Genomic DNA, 18,589 nt, shown 5'->3' with positions numbered 1-18,589 from the left:
AATCACCGAGGTGGAAAGTGGAGCGCCGTCGGCGAAGCTGCCGATCTCCCCCCTTGAGGGGGAGATGCCCGGCAGGGCAGAGAGGGGGGCCTCGCGATGACCCATCATCGGGTATCTCCCGCCAAACGCGGCAATGCGCGCAAGATGCGCAAGGCGATGACCGATGCCGAGCTGAAGCTTTGGAATGAGGTGCGTGCTGATAGGCTGATGGGAATGGCGTTCCGACGTCAGATGCCGATAGCTGGCTACATCGTGGATTTTGCCTGCCCCAGCAAGAAGCTGATCGTTGAACTGGACGGCTCTCAGCATGCGTCGCCTGACGTCTCCGCATCCGATGCTGCGCGAACCGCGAAGCTTGAAGCGCTCGGCTGGACCATCCTGCGCTTCTGGAACGACGACGTCATCCGCGATATCGACAATGTCTGCCAGCACATCGTGATCGAGGCTGGCCTCGCCGGCGCCGATAGGCCGGCGCGCGAACCGACAAGGGAGGCAGTTCCATGATCGACCATCTCGGCATCACCGTTTCCGATTTCGACGCCTCGAAGGCCTTTTACGACAAGGCGATGGCGCCGCTCGGCGCTTCGCTGCTTTACATGGTGCCCACCGAATACACCGGCGGCGCCAAGGTCGGCGGTTATGGCCGCGACCGGCCGGTGTTCTGGCTGAGCTCGGGCAAGGACAAGCCGAAGGATCACCAGCCTGTGGCCTTCACCGCGCGCAGCCGCGCCGAGGTCGATGCCTTCCATGCCGCAGCCCTTGCCGCCGGCGGCAGGGACAATGGCGGCCCGGGGCTCCGCCCGCACTATCATCCGAACTACTATGGCGCCTTCGTCTTCGATCCCGACGGCAACAACGTCGAGGCGGTCTGCCATGATCCGGAGTGATCGGCCATGAATTGGAGTGAGTCATGAGCCTCGACAACCGGCCGGTCTATACAGGCGGCTGCCAATGCGGCGCGGTGCGCTTCCGCGTCGAGGGCGCGCTGGGCGATGCCTCGATCTGCCATTGCCGCATGTGCCAGAAGGCGAGCGGCAATTTCTATCTGCCGCTGGTCTCGGTGCGCGGCGCCAGGGTCGAATGGACGCGCGGCGAGCCCAAGCGCTTTCGTTCTTCCAGCGCAGCATGGCGCGGCTTCTGCGCCGAGTGCGGCACGCCGCTGACCTTCGAGGCGCCCGACGGCATGGCGCTGGCGATCGCCGCCTTCGACGATCCGGCCGGCATCGCGCCCACCATCCAGTGGGGCACCGAAGCGAAGCTGCCTTACGTCGATACGATCCCGAAATTGCCGGGCGAGGACACGATGGCCGACATCGGCTCGGCGCCTTATCTGGCCGAGCTCGTCTCCTATCAGCACCCCGACCACGACACCGACCAATGGCCGCCGGAGGAAAGATCATGACCGACACCGTTCGAACCGGCGGCTGCCAATGCGGCGCCGTGCGCTTTCGCATCAAGGGCGCGCTCGGGCGCCCGTCCATCTGCCATTGCCGCATGTGCCAGAAGCAGTTCGGCTCCTTCTTCGGGGCGCTGGTGACGGTGCCGAAGGATGGCGTCGAATGGACCCATGAGGAGCCGAGCTACTTCCAGTCCTCCGTCAACATCGATCGCGGCTTCTGCGCCCGTTGCGGCACGCCGATGACCTACCGCCAGCAGGGCCAATTGGAGATCGCCATCGGCGCCTTTGACGACCGCTCCGACCTCGCGCCGCAGATCCAGGTCAACTACGCGGTGCGGCTGCCCTGGGTGGAAAAGATCTTCGAAGCGCCGATCCATGAGGACTCCGACTTCTATCGACGGCAGGAGCAGATCATCTCCTTCCAGCATCCCGATCACGAGACGGCCAACTGGCCGCAGCAGGGCTTGAAACTATGACGATCGCCGGCGGCTCCATGCGTACCCTCTATCCGGAGATCGAACCGTTCGAGTCGGGCATGCTCGATGTCGGCAATGGCCACACCGTCTACTGGGAGCGCTCCGGCACCAAGGGTGCCAAGCCGGCAGTCTTCCTGCACGGCGGCCCGGGCGGCACCATATCGCCAAAGCATCGGCGGCTGTTCGATCCCAAGCTCTACGACGTCATCCTCTTCGACCAGCGCGGCTGCGGGAAATCGACGCCAAACGCCTCGCTGGAGGCCAACACCACCTGGCATCTCGTCGCCGATATCGAGCGCCTGCGCGAAATGGCGGGCTTCGACAAATGGCTGGTGTTCGGCGGCTCCTGGGGTTCGACGCTGGCGCTCGCCTATGCCGAGACGCATCCTGAGCGGGTGAGCGAACTCGTCGTGCGCGGCATCTACACGCTGACGCGCGCCGAGCTCGAATGGTACTATCAGTTCGGCGTCTCCGAGATGTTCCCCGACAAATGGGAGCGTTTCCTGGCGCCGATCCCGGAAGCCGAGCGCGGCGACATGATGGCCGCCTATCGCAAGCGGCTGGTCGGCTCCGACCGCAAGGCACAGGTCGAGGCCGCGCTTGCCTGGAGCCTGTGGGAAGGCGAGACGATCACGCTCTTGCCGGAGCCGGAAACCAGCGGCAAGTTCGGCGAGGACGACTATGCCGTCGCCTTCGCCCGCATCGAGAACCATTACTTCGTCCATGCCGGCTGGCTCGAGGAGGGGCAGTTGCTGCGCGACGCCTGGAAGCTGAAGGACATCCCCGGCACCATCGTCCACGGCCGCTACGACATGCCGTGCCCGGCGCGCTACGCCTGGGCGCTGCACAAGGCCTGGCCGAAGGCGAATTTCCATCTCATTGAAGGCGCCGGCCATGCCTATTCGGAGCCCGGGATCTTGGATCGCCTGATCCGGGCGACGGATGGGTTTGCGGGGAAGAAATGACAGCCCGCGGCACCCCCCTCTGTCCTGCCGGACATCTCCCCCTCAAGGGGGGAGATTGGCTTTCGTCGCGGCTTTCGCAAATTTTCAACGCTGCAGGTTGTGGCGCGGCATTCGAACTGCTGATCTCCCCCCTTGAGGGGGAGATGCCCGGCAGGGCAGAGGGGGGTGTTCAAGCGCCCACAGAACGATGACAAAGCAACGCCTCTATCTCTTCGACACCACCCTTCGCGACGGCCAGCAGACGCCGGGCATCGACTTTTCCGTGGAGGACAAGATCGCCATCGCCAAGCTGCTGGACGAGTTCGGCATCGACTATGTCGAGGGCGGCTACCCTGGCGCCAACCCGACCGACACCGCCTTCTTCCAGCAGAAGCGAACGGTGCGGGCAAAATTCGTCGCCTTCGGCATGACCAAGCGGGCAGGCGTGTCGGCCTCCAATGATCCGGGGCTGGCGGCGCTCGTGCAGTCGACATCGGATGCAATCTGCTTCGTCGCCAAGAGCTGGGACTATCATGTGCGTGTCGCGCTCGGTTGCACCAACGAGGAAAACCTCGACTCGATCAAGGTGTCGGTCGAGACGGCGGTCGCCGCCGGCAAGGAAGCCATGGTCGACTGCGAGCATTTCTTCGACGGCTTCAAGGCCAATCCCGCCTACGCGCTTGCCTGCGCCAGGACCGCCTACGATGCCGGCGCGCGCTGGGTGGTGCTGTGCGACACCAATGGCGGCACGCAACCTTCGGAAGTGCGCGCCATCGTCGAGACAGTGACCGCCGCAGGCATTCCGGGCGAGCATCTCGGCATCCACGCCCATGACGACACCGGCCAGGCGGTAGCCAATTCGCTGGCCGCCGTCGAGGCCGGCGTGCGCCAGATCCAGGGCACGCTGAACGGCATCGGCGAGCGCTGCGGCAACGCCAATTTGATCTCGATCGTGCCGACGCTTTCGCTGAAACCGGCCTTCGCCGACCGCTTCGAAACGAGCATTTCGGCCGAGGCGCTGACCGGCATCTCGCGCCTGTCGCGCGCCTTCGACGAATTGCTGAACCGCGCGCCGGAAGCCCAGGCGCCCTATGTCGGCGCTTCCGCTTTCGCCACCAAGGCCGGCATCCATGCCTCGGCGCTGGCCAAGGAGCCGGCGACCTACGAGCATGTGCCGCCGGAAGCCGTCGGCAACCGCCGCCGCGTCATGGTCTCCGACCAGGGCGGCAAGGCGAATTTCCTCGCCGAGCTGAAGCGCCGCGGCATCGACGTGCCGAAGGACGATCATCGGCTCGATGCGCTGATCGCGGTGGTCAAGGAACGAGAGGCCTCGGGCTATGCCTATGAGGGTGCCGACGCCTCCTTCGAGCTGCTCGCCCGCAAGATGCTGCACGGCCTGCCGGAGTTCTTCAACGTCACCTCGTTCCGCTGCATGGTCGAGCGCCGCTTCGACGCCAACGGCCAGCTGAAGACGGTGTCGGAGGCGATCGTCAAGGTGATGGTCGATGGCGAGGAGAAGATGTCGGTGGCCGAAGGCCACGGCCCGGTCAACGCGCTCGACATCGCGCTCCGCAAGGATCTCGGCAAATACCAGAACGAGATCGGCGACCTCGAGCTTGCCGACTTCAAGGTGCGTATCCTCAACGGCGGCACCGAGGCCATCACGCGCGTGCTGATCGAATCGCACGATTCCAGAGGCGCCCGCTGGTGGACGGTCGGCGTCTCGGAAAACATCATCGACGCCTCCTTCCAGGCGCTGATGGATTCGATCGTCTACAAGCTGATGAAGAACCGCGACATGGCCGGGCTGGTGGCGGCGGAGTAGGTTGACCCATCAGCGGAAGTCCATTGATCCATCAGCAATTTGCGATGGTCTTGGGCGGGCGTCTGGCGCATAGCGTTGGGCCATGGCTACCGAACCCGATCAGCTCGATGCAGACGCCAAGGCCCGCCGCGGCTTCCTCCTGGCGCTGGGCGCCTATCTGCTGTGGGGGCTGCTGCCCTTCTACATGAAGGCTGTCGCGCATCTGCCGCTGATCGAGGTCATCTCGCATCGCATCGTCTGGTCGGTGCCGATCGCGGCATGCGTGCTGGTCTGGGCCGGCCGCACAGCCGATTTCAAGGCGGCGATCCGTTCGCCGAAAAGCATCGCCATGGCGGCGCTGACGGCGACGCTGATCTCGGTCAACTGGGGCATCTACGTCTGGGCGATCGCTGTCGACCGCACCGTCGAGACCGCGCTTGGCTATTACATCAACCCGCTGGTGGTGGTCGTCGTCGGCGCGGTGCTGCTCGGCGAGCGGCTCGACCGGCTGCAGATCGCGGCGGTCGCGCTGGCCGCGATCGCGGTGATGGTGCTCACAATCGAGGCCGGCAAGCTGCCCTGGGTGTCGCTGGCGCTGGCCTTCTCGTTCGCCGCCTACGGCTTCTTCCGCAAGACGCTGCCGATCGGCCCGAGCCAGGGCTTTTTGCTCGAAGTGCTTTTGCTGTCGGTGCCGGCGCTTTGCTACATCGCCTACCTGATCGCCACCGGACAGGACCATTTTGTCTCGGGCAACGGCACCGATACCGCGCTGCTGATCGGCTGCGGCCCGGTCACCGCCGTGCCGCTTCTGCTCTTCGCCTTCGGCGCCAGGCTGCTGCGCCTCTCGACCATCGGCATCATGCAGTACATCGCGCCGACCATGGTCTTCCTGATCGCCGTGCTGGCCTTCAACGAGCCGTTCGGCACAACGCAGGCCGTCGCCTTCGGGCTGATCTGGACGGCACTGGCGATGTACAGCTGGTCGATGTTCAGGGGCCGCGAGGTTCGCCAACCGGCGCCGGCGGCAAGATAGAAGCGGTTTTCCGTCCGGAACTGCATGAAACGAGGAGGGGCGCGCCCGATGTACGTTCTGCACATTGGCAACAAGAACTATTCCTCCTGGTCGCTGCGGCCATGGGTGCTGATGCGCACTCTCGACATTCCCTTCGAGGAGCGACTGACGCCGTTTCCGACCGGATCCAGTTTCAGCCTTTTTCGGTCGTTCTCGCCCAATGGCCGAGTGCCGTGCCTGGTCGATGATGGCTGGGCGGTCTGGGATTCGCTCAGCATCGTCGAATATCTGGCCGAGCGCCATCAGGACGTGTGGCCGGCGGACGCCAGGGCGCGTGCCTGGGCGCGCTCGGCCGCAGCCGAAATGCATTCGAGCTTCACCGCGCTCCGCAACCTCTGCCCGATGAGCTGCGGCGTGCGCGTCGAGCCGTTCCCGATGTCCGATGCGCTGAAGCAGGATCTCTTCCGTCTGAGCGATCTTTGGAATGACGGCCTCGCCCGCTTCGGCGGCCCGTTCCTGGCCGGCGACCGCTTCACCGCCGCCGATGCCTTCTTTGCGCCGGTGGCGTTCCGGGCGCAGTCCTATGGGCTCGAATTCGAGGGCGCTGCGGCCGCCTATCCGAAGCGGCTGCTCGACCTGCCTGCGATGCGCGAATGGTACGCGGCGGGCCTTGCCGAGACATGGCGCGAGCCCGAGCACGAAGCGGAAGTCCGCGCCGCCGGCGCCATCGTCGAGGATCTGCGGGCGACGGCGTAGGTCGCGCCTATACCCGCCCGAGCCGCCTGACGAACAGATAGACGGCGCCGGCGACCAGCAGCGACAGCGCCGTCACCACCCAAAAGCCCATCGGCGAATCCAGCAGCGGCAGGCCGCCGACATTCATGCCGAACAGACCTGAAATAATGGTCATCGGCAAAAGCACCGCCGTCATCACCGACAAGATGTAGAGCAACTGGTTGGACTGCATCGTCAGCTTGGCCATAAGCTCGTCCTGCAGCAGCCTTGTACGTGCCTGCAGCTGCTCGCCGTCGTGATAGAGCGTGTGCGCCCGGTGCGAGAGTCTTGCGGCCATGTCGTTGACCGCATCGGGCAGATCGTTGCGGTGCGAATGGTCGAGATGCCGAAACAGGCTGGTCAGCGTCGCCATCTGCCGGTGGATCACCACGAGCTGCCGGCGCGCGTCGACCAGCGCCTGCCGCTCGCTGTGCCATGCGTCGCAAACGATGCGGTCCTCGATGCCGTCGAGCGTCTCGGAAAGGCCGCCGAGTTCGGCCGCCATGCCGTCCAGAGACTGGCCCATCACCGCCTCGATCAGCTCGGCCGGCGAGCGGAATTTTCGCGTGCCGTTCTCCACCGCCTTGCGGATGGTGTCGACCGACTGCAGCGGCTGCTTGCGGGCGCCGATCAGCATCCTGTCGTTGAGCGCGAAGCGGAAATGGCCAAGCCCGCGCGCCTCGGCCGAATAGTCGTGGCGCAGGTCCGGCAGATCGCCATAGAGCCAATCGTCCTCGAGGTCGATGTGGCAGCCGTGGCTGGCGCTAAGGAAGGCTTCGCGCACGGGAGGCGGCAGCGCCTGCTCGCCGGCGATCTCCTGGCGCGCGCGTATGTCGGAGATCTGATAGCTGCGCCAGGTCCAGTGCGCGTCGGCGGCATCCTTGGTGCGCATGCCCTCGGCGGTGAAATGATAGAGGAAGAACAGCCCGTGCTCGTCGGGCAGATAGGGCGACAGGCTCTTGTCTTCCGAGGCGAGGGCGATGTTCATGGCGGCTTTGCCGGATCTTGTAACGGTCCAGGTCGCTGGGGCGGCCAAGCCAGGTTTCTAGCATGGCCGCCGCCGTTGCGTGTGACGGTTCCGTGACGCTGGAAGCTGTGCACGGAACCGCGATCCCTGTGATGGTTGGCCAGCCATCCCCGCCTGGCATGCGTTGCATATGCCGCCTGCGGTAGTCAGTGCAGATAGCCAAGCAGCCACAGAATGAGGATGATGGGCAATGGTATTCCGATGAGCCAGAGCAATGCGCCTCGCAGCATGACGATCTCCTGAATTGCTGTTGTCTGAGCCAACGCTAACGCTGCGGCTTGGTTCCGAGACGTAAATCTGGTGCAGTGGCTCGGCAGGCGGGGGGAACCGATGCTCAAATGGGGCGCAATCCTGGGCGTGATCGGCTTTCTTGGCGGCTTCGTTGGCCCGGTCATCTTCACGCCCGAAGCCAATCAAGGTCCGTTGCTCGGCATCTTCGTCACCGGCCCGCTCGGCTTCGTCCTTGGTCTGATCGTGGGGTTCGTGCTGTCGCTGCGGGCGGGCTGATGACAGAGCCTGCCTTGTCCCTGTCGCCGGTCGCGGCAAGGGCGCGTTGGGGCGATCACAACGCCGCGGACCAGTCTCTCTCTCGTTACGGGCCATAAATTCCAGCCTGCCACTCCAGGCTGTGTCCGACCGGCCATGACAAAATGGGGGCAGCCATGGGCCAGCGCGCATTCATCACTTTGCTCATCCTGCTGGCGCTGTTTGTGGCGCTCTCGGCAACGCCGTTTCCGGGCGCGATGATCGGCTTTTTCTTCGGGGTCGCGGTTGCCTTCTTCATTGCCGGGCCGACGATGCTGATCGGCCAGGCACTGGAAAAGGCCGGCATGCCGGTGAGCGGCACGGCGGTTCTGTGGGCGCTGGGCGGTCTCTACGGGCTGCTCGTCCTTGCCGCGGCCTTCCAGATATGGCGACGGCTGCAGCAGCAGAACCCGGACGCGGCGCGATCGGCCGGGCTGCGGCTGGCGCTGCTCATCGCGCTGCCTTCTATTGCCTGGCTTTCCGTAAACGCAATGAAGAATGCCTGGCCGTGAGGTCTGGGCTGGGGCGATGTGAACTGGCAAGATGGACCATTCCTACCGGACGCGATCCGGGAGGCGAGGGCCAGGCGATGACTTTGCTTCAGTTCGATGTCACCGGCGAACAAGTCTCGGACGATGAAACGGAAGAGGTCATCCGCAAGGCGGAGCCGCATCGCGACCTGATACGCTACCGCCCCGGCGGCAGTGCGTTGTTCGTCCGAGTGAGGGTGAACATGGCGCTTCTGCGGGCTGCTGCTTCGCTGCCTGTCCTGCTCCTGAAGCTCACCCCGCGGGCAAACGAATTGACGCCGCGTGATGCCCTGCTGACACCCAAGGGGTCGAGCCGGAACTACGCGTTTTTCGAAAGACTGTGCGAGGAACTGATCACCGCGAGCTGCCCCGCATGCTACATCGCGGAGCAGCATGGCGATGGGCGCCGGGACTTCTACTTTGCGGCCGAGGATGTCGTCGGCTTCCAGCGGATAGCCCGCGCCACCGCCGAGGCGTCGGCCTTTCCGCTCGCCGTCGAACAGCATTCGCTTGGCGCGGTGGCGGCGCTTATTCTTCCTGCCGAGGCGATTGGCGACCTCAATCTGGAAATCGCCGCGAGCGCCCGCATCCGGCCGACGCGCTACGAGTTCTGGGGTGCGGAGACTTCCCTGGCAAAGCTCCGCGCCGAACTCGAAAAGCGCGGCTATCGCTTCCTCGGTGTCGAGGCTTTCGCGCGCGAATTGCACATGGTCAAGGATGTGCCGATCGATGGTGAGGGATTCGGGTCGGTGCTGAAGGAGATTGTTCCCCTGGCCCGGTCGCTGCAATGCAGCTATCGCGGCACCGAAACGGTCGAGGGGCACGAGCAGTTCCTGCTCACCAACCCTTTGCCCGAGCGATACACCGCACCTCGAGCAAGCATTTTCCGTCGCATGTTTGGTCGTGGAGGTTCATGAGCGCCGCCGATTTCACGGCGGCACTCATCTCCAGCTCTCGGCCGCCTCAGCGCTTCGGGCCGAAGCCCGGATAAGGGTTGAGCGGTACGATCGCCGCGATATCCATCATGCCGGCCTTGACCAGCGGCAGCGTAGCGAGATGGCCGCGCACTTCGGCGTCGTCGGCCGCCTCGAACATCATGCCGCTGCCGGGAATGTCGCCGCGGTTCCACACCTGGCGCACAGCGCCATCTGCATAGAGCGCTCGCCGCTGCTCGGCCTCGCCGGGCAGCAGCGGCGCGAAATCGGCGTCGCTGAACTTCTGGGTGTTGCGGGTGAGAAGGGCAAAGAACTGCATGGCTGTCTCCTAAAGATCCTGATTGGGATGGCGGAATTGTCGCCGCCGCTGGTCAGACAGTCCAAGACTGATTAGGCTGAAGTTGAGACCTGAGGGACTAGCCACCAGGAGCGAAAATGTTCGATCTGCGCCAGCTCCGCTATTTCGTGACGGTTGCCGAGACGGGCAATGTCGGCCGCGCCGCCGAATTGCTGCACATCTCGCAGTCGCCGCTCAGCAGGCAGATCATCCAGCTAGAGGAGCAGCTCGGCGTCGCCCTGTTCGAGCGTGCAAAGCAGCGGGTGCATCTCAATGCCGAGGGCCAGGCTTTCCTTGTCGAGGCGAGGGCGCTGCTGGCGGGTGCAAAGCGGCTGGAGACGTTCGGCCGGGATCTTGCGGCGGGAACTGCCGGCCGCCTTGCCATCGGCTATGTCGAGGGCGCGGTGCATGCGGGGATCGTCGCCGGCATGCTGAGACAGTTCCGCCGCGACCGGCCGCAACTGAACCTCAGCCTGATGAGCCTGCGCTCGGCCGCGCAACTGGAGGGGCTGCGCCAGCGCACGCTCGATCTCGGCCTGGTTTATTCGCCGCCGCCGGCCGACTATCCCGAAATCGCCTCGATGCTCGTCCGGCGCGAGCCGCTGGTGCTGGCGATTCCCGAGGGCGACGCGCTTGCCGCCGTTCTCGACATTCGCCCGCATCATCTCGACGGCCGCACCTGGATCACCGTGGTGCGCCAGCCGGCCGACACCAACCGCGGCCAGTTCCTCGCCGCCTGCATCGAGGCCGGATTCGTGCCCGACATCGCCTATGAAACGGCCGATCCGCTGACCTCGCTCGGCCTCGTCGGCGCCGGCCTCGGCCTGGCGACGGTGCAGGAGAGCCTGCGCAGCGCGGCGCCGCGGGGGATCGTCTTCCGCGATCTGCCCTGGTTCGAGCGCAGCGTGTCGATCCACCTCGCCTGGCGTCGGCAGGATCGGCGGGCGGTGATCGGGGATTTGAGGAAGGCAGTAGGCAATGGGTAGTAGGAACTAGGCAGTAGGCACTGTTTTCCCCTACCGCCTTACATCTTGTCTATCACCGATTGCACACCTTCCGTCGGCGCGTCGACGGACGAGCCGGCCACCATGATGGCGGCGACGATCGCTTCGGGATCCTCGACCACCAGCGGCTTCACCCGGTGCGCGGTGTGGATGAAGCCTTCGCTGCTCATATGGTCGAGCAGCGCCAGCATCGGGTCCCAGAAGCCTTTGATGTTGGCAAAGACGATCGGCTTGCGATGATGGCCGAGCTGGCCCCAGGTCATGATCTCGACGATCTCCTCGACCGTGCCGATGCCGCCCGGCAGCGCCACAAAGGCGTCGGATTTTTCGAACATCCTGTGCTTGCGCTCGTGCATGTTGTCGGTGATCACGAGCTCGTCGAGCCGGTCAAGCGCGGTCTCGGTTGCTTCCCTGTTGATGAGGAAGCGGGGAATGATGCCCGTCACCTTGCCGCCGGCCTTGAGCGCGCCCTCGGCGACGGCGCCCATGATGCCCTTGGTGCCGCCACCATAGACCAGCCTGAGGCCGGATTTGGCGAGCGAGCGGCCGAGCAGGTGGCCGGCCTTGACGTAGGTTGCATCGCGGCCCGGAGACGAACCGCAATAGACGCAGACGGATCGAATCGTGTTCATGCCGATGATTGGTGATAGGGACGGCAGGCATGGTCAAGCCCGGGACAGGCTTTTTCTTGGCCGGCCGTTTTTCTTGTGGGACTCGCTAAAACACGCTAGACCGGCGTTAGGTGGCTAAGGGGCAGTCAAAAATGGCAATTAATCCATTGAAGGCGTTGTTGTTTACCGCGGGCGGCGTCGTCGCCGCGGCGGGAACCGCCTATGTGTCGGGCGCGCTCGATCCGTATCTCAATCGCACGCCGCCGGCCGAGATCGCGGCGCTGGCGCCGGGCGAGACCAAGCCGGCGGAAACCAAGCCGTCAGATCCTGGCACCGAGGGCCGCCTTCCGGCCGCGCCGGCGCCGGCCACCGACGCTATGGCTCCGGCCGCGCCATCCGCTCCTGCTGCGCCTGCGTCTGAGGCTCCCGCGGCGCCTGCCACGCCGCCCGCCACGGCCGGTTCGGTCGCGCCGACCTTCGATGTCGTGCGCGTCGAAAGCAATGGTTCGATCGTCGTCGCCGGCAACGCGGCGCCCAATTCCAAGGTCGAAATCCTCAACGGCGCGACCGTGATTGGCTCGACCGTCGCCGGTCCCGACGGCGCCTTCGCCATCGTTCTCGACGATCCGCTGAAGCCCGGCGATTACACCATCACGCTGCGCTCGACGGCCGGCGATGTCGTGACCGCTTCGGTGCAGACCGCTGTCGTTTCGATCCCGCAGAATCCGGCCGGCCAGGTGCTGGCGATGGTCGAGGAGCCGGGCAAGCCATCCGAACTGCTCACCGTCCCGGCGCCGGAGACCAAGCCCGCGGCGCCCGCCACCGGCGACCAGGCGGCCGCCCCTGCGGCGGAAGCGCCCGCAGCCACCACGCCAGCGCCGGCAACACCGGCTCCGGCCGCGCCGGCGGCCGTGGAAGCGGCACCTGCACCCGCTGCTCCGGCAACGGCGCCCGCAGCGCCGGCGGCCGAACCCAAGATCGTCGTCGAAGCGGTCGAGATCGACGGCAACAAAATCTTCGTCGCCGGCACGGCCGATCCCGGCCTCAAGGTGCGCGCCTATGCCAACGATATCCTGCTCGGCGACGCCCAGACCTCGCCCGACGGTCATTTCCTGATCGAGGCCACCCGCGACATTCCGGTCGGCAGCTACACCATCCATGTCGATGGCCTGGGCGACGACGGCGTGAAGGTGGTGGCCCGCGCCGCCGTGCCGTTCGAGCGCGAGCCTGGCGAGTCGGTCGCCGCCGTGGCGCCCGCCGAAACCAAGCCTGCTGAGGCAAAGCCCGCCGAGACGAAGCCCGCCGCGCCGGCGACAGCGGCCGAGGCGCCTGCTGCCCCGGCGGCCGAACCCGCCGCGCCCGCAACGACCGCCGAGGCGCCCGCTGCTCCTGCGGCCGAAGCGCCGGCCAAGGTCGCGGCGGCGACGCCGGACGTGCCGGAGACGGTGGCACCCAAGCTCGAACACGCCGACGGCGCCGTCATCATCCGCCGCAAAGACACGCTGTGGCGCATTTCGCGGCGCGTCTATGGCCACGGCGTGCGCTACTCCACCATCTATCTCGCCAACCAGGACCAGATCAGGGATCCCGATCGCATCTGGCCCGGCCAGGTGTTCAAGGTTCCCGGCAAGTCGAAGGAAGGCGAGGCCGCCGACATGAAGGCGATGGGCGACCAGATGACGACGGCGCCGACGAAGACGGAGTAGGAGTTCGGCGATTGGCCAATCTCCCCCTTGCTGGGGCGATGACCCTACTACCCACCAGCCTAGCTTGCCCTGTCATCGTTCATCGTCTATCGACGATGAACGATGACAGAATCCCTGGTTGAATCCGCTCCTGCGAACAGCGCTCATCCCGCCTGCGCCCCCGACAGCCGCGCCGTCGCAGCGCGGTTCGCGGCGCTTTCGCATCCGGCGCGCATCGAGATCCTCAGGCATCTCGCCGCAAGCCGTTCCTGCTGCTGTCGCGAGGTGGTCGACCATCTCGACCTCGCCCAGTCCACCGTCTCGCAACATCTGAAGATCCTGGTCGAGGCCGGACTGGTCCGTTTCGAGCCCGACCGCCAGCGCTCGCGCTACGAAGTCGACCACGCGGCGCTCGCCGATGTCTCGGCATCGCTCTCGGCGCTGGTCAAATCCTGCTGCTCCGTCGGCTAGAACAAGAAGGCAAAAAGAATGGCCGGAAAAACCGTCTCCGATTCATCGACCCTCGCGACCTTACGCAATCTGTGGCCCTATATGTGGCCGGCGGACCGCGCCGATCTGAGGGCGCGCGTCACCTGGGCAACGCTGCTGCTGGTCGTCGCCAAGGTGACGCTGGTCGCCGGCCCGTATTTTTTCAAATGGGCGACCGACGCGCTGGCCGGCGCCGCGAAGACGCCGCCGCCACTGCCGTCCTTCCTGCTTGCGCCGGTTATGCTGGTCGTCGCCTACAACGTGCTGAGGCTGGTGCAGCTCGGCTTCAACCAGCTGCGCGACGCGCTGTTTGCCCGTGTCGGCCAGTATGCGGTGCGCCAGCTCGCCTTCCGCACCTTCGTACACATGCATCAGCTGTCGCTGCGCTTCCATCTCGAGCGCCGCACCGGCGGCCTGTCGCGCATCATCGAGCGCGGCACCAAGGGCATCGAGACGATTGTGCGCTTCATCATGCTGAACACGGCGCCGACCATCCTCGAATTCGCGCTGACCGCCGGCATCTTCGCCTTCACCTATGGCTGGAAATATGTGGCCGTGGTCGCTGTCACCGTCTGGGTCTATGTCTGGTTCACGGTCAAGGCCAGTGACTGGCGCATCTCGATCCGTCGCGACATGAATGACAGCGACACCGACGCCAACACCAAGGCGATCGACTCGCTGCTCAATTTCGAGACGGTCAAGTATTTCACCAATGAGGCCATGGAAGCGGAGCGTTTCGACCGCTCGATGGCGCGCTACGAGATCGCCGCCACCCGCACCTGGACCTCGCTCGGCTGGCTGAATTTCGGCCAGGGCGTCATCTTCGGCCTCGGCACCGTCATCGTCATGTGCATGTCGGCGCTGGAAGTGCAGGCCGGCACGCAGAGTGTCGGCGACTTCGTCTTCATCAACGCCATGCTGATGCAGCTGTCCGTCCCGCTCAACTTCATCGGCTTCATCTATCGCGAGATCCGCCAGGGGCTGACCGACATCGAGCACATGTTCGACCTGCTCGACGTGCCGCAGGAAATCGTCGACAAGCCGGACGCCAGGCCTTTGCTGGTCGGCGCGGGCAAGGTCGAGTTCCGCGACGTGCATTTCTCCTACGATCCGAACCGCAAGATTCTGAAGGGCGTCTCCTTCGAAGTGCCGGCCGGTAAGACGGTCGCCATCGTCGGCCCATCCGGCGCCGGCAAGTCGACCATCTCCAGGCTGCTGTTCCGCTTCTATGACGTGCAGGGCGGGCAGGTGCTGATCGACGGCCAGGACATCAGGGACGTCACCCAGGAGAGCCTGCGCGCGGTGCTCGGCATGGTGCCGCAGGACACCGTGCTGTTCAACGACACCATCGCCTACAACATCCGCTATGGCCGCGTCGGCGCCAGCGAGGAGGAAGTGCGCAAGGCGGCCGAGCTCGCCCAGATCGGCCCCTTCATCCAGAAGCTGCCTGAGGGCTACCGCTCGATGGTCGGCGAGCGCGGGCTGAAGCTCTCCGGTGGCGAGAAGCAGCGCGTGGCGATCGCCCGCACGATTTTGAAGGCGCCGCCGATCCTGATGCTCGACGAGGCGACCTCGGCGCTGGACACCCAGACCGAGCAGGAGATCCAGGCAGCCCTCGACCTCGTCAGCAAGGGCCGCACCACCATCGTCATTGCCCACCGCCTGTCGACGGTGATCTCGGCCGACGAGATCATCGTGCTCAAGGACGGCCAGATCGCCGAACGCGGCACCCATGCCGCGCTGCTGCGAAAGGATGGCCTCTACGCCTCGATGTGGGACCGCCAGCGCGAGGCGACCGAGGCCGAGGAGAGGCTGCGCGTCGCCCGCGAGAGCGACGAGCTGGGTGTCATCGTGCGGAGAAGGACGTCGGAGGTTAGTTAGCGCCTCTTCCTTCTCCCCTTGCGGGAGAAGGTGTCGCCGAAGGCGACGGATGAGGAGTGTTCCAGCTTGGCGATATGTTGAAATCGCTGCAGCCGAGAAGGGGAAGTCGGCGCAAAAAATCCCCTTGACCTCAACTTACCTTGAGCTTGCAAACCGTCTCCGAGCCCCTGCGAAACGAGCCTTTCCAGAACGGAGACAGATTGAAATGAGCGAGAGAAATCAAGGCAATGGCAGCGTGTTCCGGGTCGACAAGTTTGTCGTTCCGGCGGCGGCTCGCGAGGAGATCATTGGCAAGGTCCGGATGACCCACGAACTGCTGCGCCAGCAGAGCGGCTTCGTGCAGGACTTCCTGCTCGAGCAGTTCTCCGGGCCGGGCGAGTTCAACCTCGTCACCATCGTCGAATGGGAAAGCCAGGCAGCGGTCGACAAGGTGGTGCCGATCGTCAAGGCCGCGCACGAGCGCATCGCGTTCAGCCCGCAGGAGACGATCGCCCGGCTCGGCGTCAGGGCCGATATCGCCAACTATCAGCGTTTGCCGGAACAGTAGGCAGGCCAACCCGCGCTAGGTGCCGGCGCTTCGACGCTCAGCACCTGGCCGGTACGGGCATCGCTGATCATGTGCTCGAAGCCGCGCCATTCGGCGGCGGCGATATAGAGCGTCCTGCCGTCAGGCCCGCCCAGCATGCAGGCAAAGCAGCCGCGATCGGCCTCGACCCTGTCGAGCTTCATGCCGCCTTCGCGCACCCTGATGCAGTGTCGGTTGGGCACGTCGGCGTACCAGACGCAGCCCTCGGCATCGATGCATATGCCGTCGGGATAGTCGCCGCCGAGGTCCGCCCAGACGCGGCGGCGGGCAAGGCTGCCGTCTTCGGCGATGTCGAAGGCGGTCAGCCGGTTGGCGTGCGACTCCGCAACGATCAGCGTCCTGTTGTCCGGCGTCACCGCCATGCCGTTGGCGAAGGCGACGTTTTCGGCCACCTGGCGGATCGTGCCGTCCGGCCGGATCAGCACGATCGTCCCCGGCCCGAAATGTTCGCCCGGCGCCGGTGCCGGCCCGCCGCCATTGATGTAGATGTTGCCGCGCCCGTCGACGACGATCTCGTTCCACGGGCTTTTCGACAGCGGCCTGAGATCGGCATGGGTGGCGAGCGTTCCATCAGCCTCCTGCCGCAGCAGAAGGCCTTCCCGGCCGGAGACGACGAGCAATCGCCCATCCGGCAGCCAGTCGATCGAATAGGGCAGGGTGGCCGGTATTGCGAGCATGATTTCGCTGTTGCCGTCCGCATCCACCGCGACGATCTCGCCCGTGCCCCAGTTGCAGACCCACAGCCGTCCGTCATGCCAGCGCGGCGACTCGCCGAAGGCGAGACCCTCGATGATGAGATTGGCATCAATTGCAGACGATTTCGGCGATGGCATTTGGCGGGCTCCCTGGGCGAGTTGTCTAGCCAAGGACGAGTGGCATGGTCGAGTTCCGACAGCATAGGCAAAAAAATGCATGTCTCCGGTGACCCGCCCAGCCTCGCCCATTGTTGCGTTGCGGGCAGGGGGGCTTTCGGCTATTGAGGCCGGACCTGAAACAGGGACTGCCCCCATCCCATGAGCATCGTCGATACGATCAAGAATACGCTCGTTCCGATCCATCGCGAGGGCTATCCCTTTATTGCCGCTTTTGCCGCGGGCACGCTTTTTCTGGGTTATTTCTCCTCGATCCTGTTCTGGACCGGGCTGATCCTCACCGCCTGGTGCATCTATTTCTACCGCGATCCCGAGCGCGTCACCCCGGTCGACGACCGGCTGGTGGTGAGCCCGGCCGATGGCGTCATCTCGGCGGTCGGTCCCGCCGTGCCGCCGCGCGAGCTGGGTCTCGGCTCCGGCGAGATGACCCGCATATCGGTGTTCATGAACGTCTTTTCCTGCCATGTGAACCGCGCCCCGGTGCGTGGCCGGATCGCCAGGATCGAGCACCGGCCCGGAAAATTCCTCAACGCCGAGCTCGACAAGGCAAGCTCGGAGAACGAGCGCAACGGGCTGGTCATCGATAGCCCCAACGGCACCGTCGCCGCCGTGCAGATCGCCGGCCTGGTGGCGCGGCGCATCGTCTGCTGGGCCGAGGCCGGCGGATCGATCGCCATCGGCGAGCGCTTCGGCCTGATCCGCTTCGGCTCGCGCGTCGACGTCTTCCTGCCGCTGAACGCCGTGCCGCGCGTCGCCGTCGGCCAGACGGCCGTCGGCGGCGAGACGGTGCTTGCCGAATTCGGCGGCGCGGCGGTGACGCCGCTGGTCAGGATTTCCTGAGCCGTGGGCGCGCCCTTCAAGAAATTCGAGGCGCATGCCAGCGGCGGTCCGCGCATCCGTGAAATCCCGATGCGCATGGTGCTGCCCAACCTGGTCACCGTGCTTGCCATCTGCGCCGGCCTCTCCGGCATTCGCTTCGGCTTCCAGGACCGCTTCGAGCCGGCGGTGGTGATGGTGCTGCTCGCCGCCTTCCTGGACGGCATCGACGGCCGCCTGGCGCGAATGCTGAAGGCGACCTCGAAATTCGGCGCACAGATGGATTCGCTGGCCGACATCGTCAATTTCGGCGTGGCGCCGGCGCTGGTGCTCTATGCCTTCCTGCTCGACCAGGCCGGCTCGTTCGGCTGGATCGCGGCACTTCTGTTCACCATCGCCTGCGGCCTGCGGCTCGCCCGCTTCAATGTGCTGGATGATGAGAAGGCCGACCGGCCGCTGTGGCAGAGCGAATATTTCGTCGGCGTGCCGGCGCCGGCGGGCGCGGTGCTGGTGATGCTGCCGCTCTACCTCTATTTCCTGCGGCTGGGACTCGAGCCGACCCGTCTCGCCGCCTTTGTCGCCACCGGCTTCACCGTACTCGTCGCCTTCCTGCTGGTCAGCCGGCTGCCGGTCCATTCTGGCAAGAGCATCAAGGTGCCGGGCGACAAGGTGCTTCCGGTGATCCTTGCCGTCGTGCTCTACGTCCTGCTTTTGATGACCTATCCCTGGTACACGCTGACCGCCTCGGTCGCCGGCTATCTCGTCTTCCTGCCGTTTTCCGTGCGGGCCTATTCCAAGCGCGCCATGCGCGAAGGCGAGAAGGTGCCGCCGTCGGACATCGGCTAGAGCAATTCCAGGAAAAGTGTGTAACGGTTTTCCGTC

The 18,589-nt window shown here is 65.3% G+C and carries 22 protein-coding genes; 18 read left to right on the top strand and 4 right to left on the bottom strand.

What is annotated here, in order from left to right:
- Window positions 1-144: 144 nt before the first annotated feature.
- The 8 genes from EN857_RS05065 (at window position 145) to EN857_RS05025 (ending at window position 6,391) form a co-directional block, all read left to right on the top strand.
- Window positions 145-504, top strand: a complete 360-nt coding sequence (locus EN857_RS05065; RefSeq protein WP_245478299.1) for an endonuclease domain-containing protein — start codon at window positions 145-147, stop codon at window positions 502-504.
- On the top strand, window positions 501-887 hold the full coding sequence (locus EN857_RS05060) for a VOC family protein (RefSeq protein ID WP_135858068.1): 387 nt from the start codon (window positions 501-503) through the stop codon (window positions 885-887). Before EN857_RS05065 ends, EN857_RS05060 begins: the two co-directional genes overlap by 4 nt.
- A 23-nt stretch (window positions 888-910) precedes the next feature.
- Complete coding sequence (locus EN857_RS05055) at window positions 911-1,402, top strand: GFA family protein (RefSeq protein ID WP_127393285.1); 492 nt, start codon at window positions 911-913, stop codon at window positions 1,400-1,402.
- Entirely contained in the window at window positions 1,399-1,875 is a 477-nt protein-coding gene (locus EN857_RS05050) for a GFA family protein (protein ID WP_127393286.1), read from the top strand. The genes EN857_RS05055 and EN857_RS05050 overlap by 4 nt, the downstream gene beginning before the upstream one ends.
- Before the next feature lie 17 nt (window positions 1,876-1,892).
- Window positions 1,893-2,840: a prolyl aminopeptidase gene (gene pip / locus EN857_RS05045; RefSeq protein ID WP_245493297.1), complete on the top strand. Its 948-nt coding sequence runs from the start codon at window positions 1,893-1,895 to the stop codon at window positions 2,838-2,840.
- A 187-nt stretch (window positions 2,841-3,027) separates the two neighbouring features.
- Window positions 3,028-4,644, top strand: a complete 1,617-nt coding sequence (gene cimA / locus EN857_RS05035) for a citramalate synthase (protein ID WP_128346128.1) — start codon at window positions 3,028-3,030, stop codon at window positions 4,642-4,644.
- Window positions 4,645-4,726: 82 nt separating this feature from the next.
- The gene (rarD, locus tag EN857_RS05030; protein ID WP_127392889.1) at window positions 4,727-5,656 is read left to right on the top strand and encodes an EamA family transporter RarD; all 930 of its coding nucleotides are present in this window, start codon (window positions 4,727-4,729) and stop codon (window positions 5,654-5,656) included.
- Window positions 5,657-5,704: 48 nt separating this feature from the next.
- Entirely contained in the window at window positions 5,705-6,391 is a 687-nt protein-coding gene (locus EN857_RS05025) for a glutathione S-transferase family protein (RefSeq protein ID WP_127284301.1), read from the top strand.
- 7 nt (window positions 6,392-6,398) lie between these two features.
- Here the strand turns inward: EN857_RS05025 and EN857_RS05020 are convergent, their stop codons facing one another.
- Entirely contained in the window at window positions 6,399-7,397 is a 999-nt protein-coding gene (locus EN857_RS05020) for a transporter (protein WP_127284300.1), read from the bottom strand.
- 369 nt (window positions 7,398-7,766) lie between these two features.
- Here EN857_RS05020 and EN857_RS34630 point away from each other — a divergent pair, with 369 nt between their 5' ends.
- From EN857_RS34630 to EN857_RS05010, 3 genes are all read left to right on the top strand, one after another.
- Window positions 7,767-7,943, top strand: coding sequence for a hypothetical protein (locus EN857_RS34630; protein WP_189521630.1), 177 nt, complete (start codon window positions 7,767-7,769; stop codon window positions 7,941-7,943).
- 155 nt (window positions 7,944-8,098) lie between these two features.
- Window positions 8,099-8,473 (top strand): hypothetical protein, encoded by a 375-nt coding sequence (locus EN857_RS05015; protein WP_127392888.1) that lies wholly within the window; start codon window positions 8,099-8,101, stop codon window positions 8,471-8,473.
- An 83-nt stretch (window positions 8,474-8,556) separates the two neighbouring features.
- A complete protein-coding gene (locus tag EN857_RS05010) occupies window positions 8,557-9,408 on the top strand; it encodes a hypothetical protein (protein ID WP_135858066.1) in 852 nt (283 codons plus the stop codon).
- Window positions 9,409-9,454: 46 nt separating this feature from the next.
- Here EN857_RS05010 and EN857_RS05005 read toward each other — a convergent pair whose 3' ends face one another.
- Window positions 9,455-9,745: a muconolactone Delta-isomerase family protein gene (locus EN857_RS05005; RefSeq protein ID WP_127392886.1), complete on the bottom strand. Its 291-nt coding sequence runs from the start codon at window positions 9,743-9,745 to the stop codon at window positions 9,455-9,457.
- A 116-nt stretch (window positions 9,746-9,861) separates the two neighbouring features.
- Between EN857_RS05005 and EN857_RS05000 the strand changes: the two genes are divergently transcribed.
- Entirely contained in the window at window positions 9,862-10,749 is an 888-nt protein-coding gene (locus EN857_RS05000) for a LysR substrate-binding domain-containing protein (RefSeq protein WP_127392885.1), read from the top strand.
- Between the two features lie 38 nt (window positions 10,750-10,787).
- On the opposite strand, the gene EN857_RS04995 is transcribed toward EN857_RS05000, so the two are convergent.
- Complete coding sequence (locus tag EN857_RS04995; RefSeq protein WP_127284295.1) at window positions 10,788-11,399, bottom strand: TIGR00730 family Rossman fold protein; 612 nt, start codon at window positions 11,397-11,399, stop codon at window positions 10,788-10,790.
- Window positions 11,400-11,530: 131 nt separating this feature from the next.
- On the opposite strand from EN857_RS04995, the gene EN857_RS04990 reads away from it, so the two are divergent.
- The 4 genes from EN857_RS04990 to EN857_RS04975 all read left to right on the top strand — a co-directional run bounded on the left by EN857_RS04990 (window position 11,531) and on the right by EN857_RS04975 (window position 15,980).
- Window positions 11,531-13,084, top strand: a complete 1,554-nt coding sequence (locus tag EN857_RS04990; RefSeq protein WP_135858063.1) for a LysM peptidoglycan-binding domain-containing protein — start codon at window positions 11,531-11,533, stop codon at window positions 13,082-13,084.
- A gap of 102 nt (window positions 13,085-13,186) precedes the next feature.
- A complete protein-coding gene (locus tag EN857_RS04985; RefSeq protein ID WP_127394321.1) occupies window positions 13,187-13,534 on the top strand; it encodes a metalloregulator ArsR/SmtB family transcription factor in 348 nt (115 codons plus the stop codon).
- 18 nt (window positions 13,535-13,552) lie between these two features.
- Window positions 13,553-15,433, top strand: a complete 1,881-nt coding sequence (locus EN857_RS04980) for an ABC transporter ATP-binding protein/permease (protein WP_128346598.1) — start codon at window positions 13,553-13,555, stop codon at window positions 15,431-15,433.
- A 205-nt stretch (window positions 15,434-15,638) separates the two neighbouring features.
- Entirely contained in the window at window positions 15,639-15,980 is a 342-nt protein-coding gene (locus EN857_RS04975) for an antibiotic biosynthesis monooxygenase (RefSeq protein ID WP_127393238.1), read from the top strand.
- Here the strand turns inward: EN857_RS04975 and EN857_RS04970 are convergent.
- On the bottom strand, window positions 15,959-16,852 hold the full coding sequence (locus EN857_RS04970; protein WP_135858060.1) for an SMP-30/gluconolactonase/LRE family protein: 894 nt from the start codon (window positions 16,850-16,852) through the stop codon (window positions 15,959-15,961). The two genes, EN857_RS04975 and EN857_RS04970, sit on opposite strands and share 22 nt — an antisense overlap.
- A 180-nt stretch (window positions 16,853-17,032) precedes the next feature.
- Between EN857_RS04970 and EN857_RS04965 the strand changes: the two genes are divergently transcribed.
- The gene (locus EN857_RS04965) at window positions 17,033-17,731 is read left to right on the top strand and encodes a phosphatidylserine decarboxylase (protein WP_127393236.1); all 699 of its coding nucleotides are present in this window, start codon (window positions 17,033-17,035) and stop codon (window positions 17,729-17,731) included.
- Window positions 17,732-17,806: 75 nt separating this feature from the next.
- Window positions 17,807-18,553: a phosphatidylcholine/phosphatidylserine synthase gene (locus tag EN857_RS04960; protein WP_245478351.1), complete on the top strand. Its 747-nt coding sequence runs from the start codon at window positions 17,807-17,809 to the stop codon at window positions 18,551-18,553.
- Window positions 18,554-18,589 lie beyond the last annotated feature (36 nt).

The organism is Mesorhizobium sp. M4B.F.Ca.ET.214.01.1.1 (genome assembly GCF_004791545.1).
Lineage (GTDB): Bacteria > Pseudomonadota > Alphaproteobacteria > Rhizobiales > Rhizobiaceae > Mesorhizobium > Mesorhizobium abyssinicae.
The sequence above is the reverse complement of the archived record's forward strand: the minus strand, read 5'-3'. Positions and strand labels throughout refer to the sequence as shown.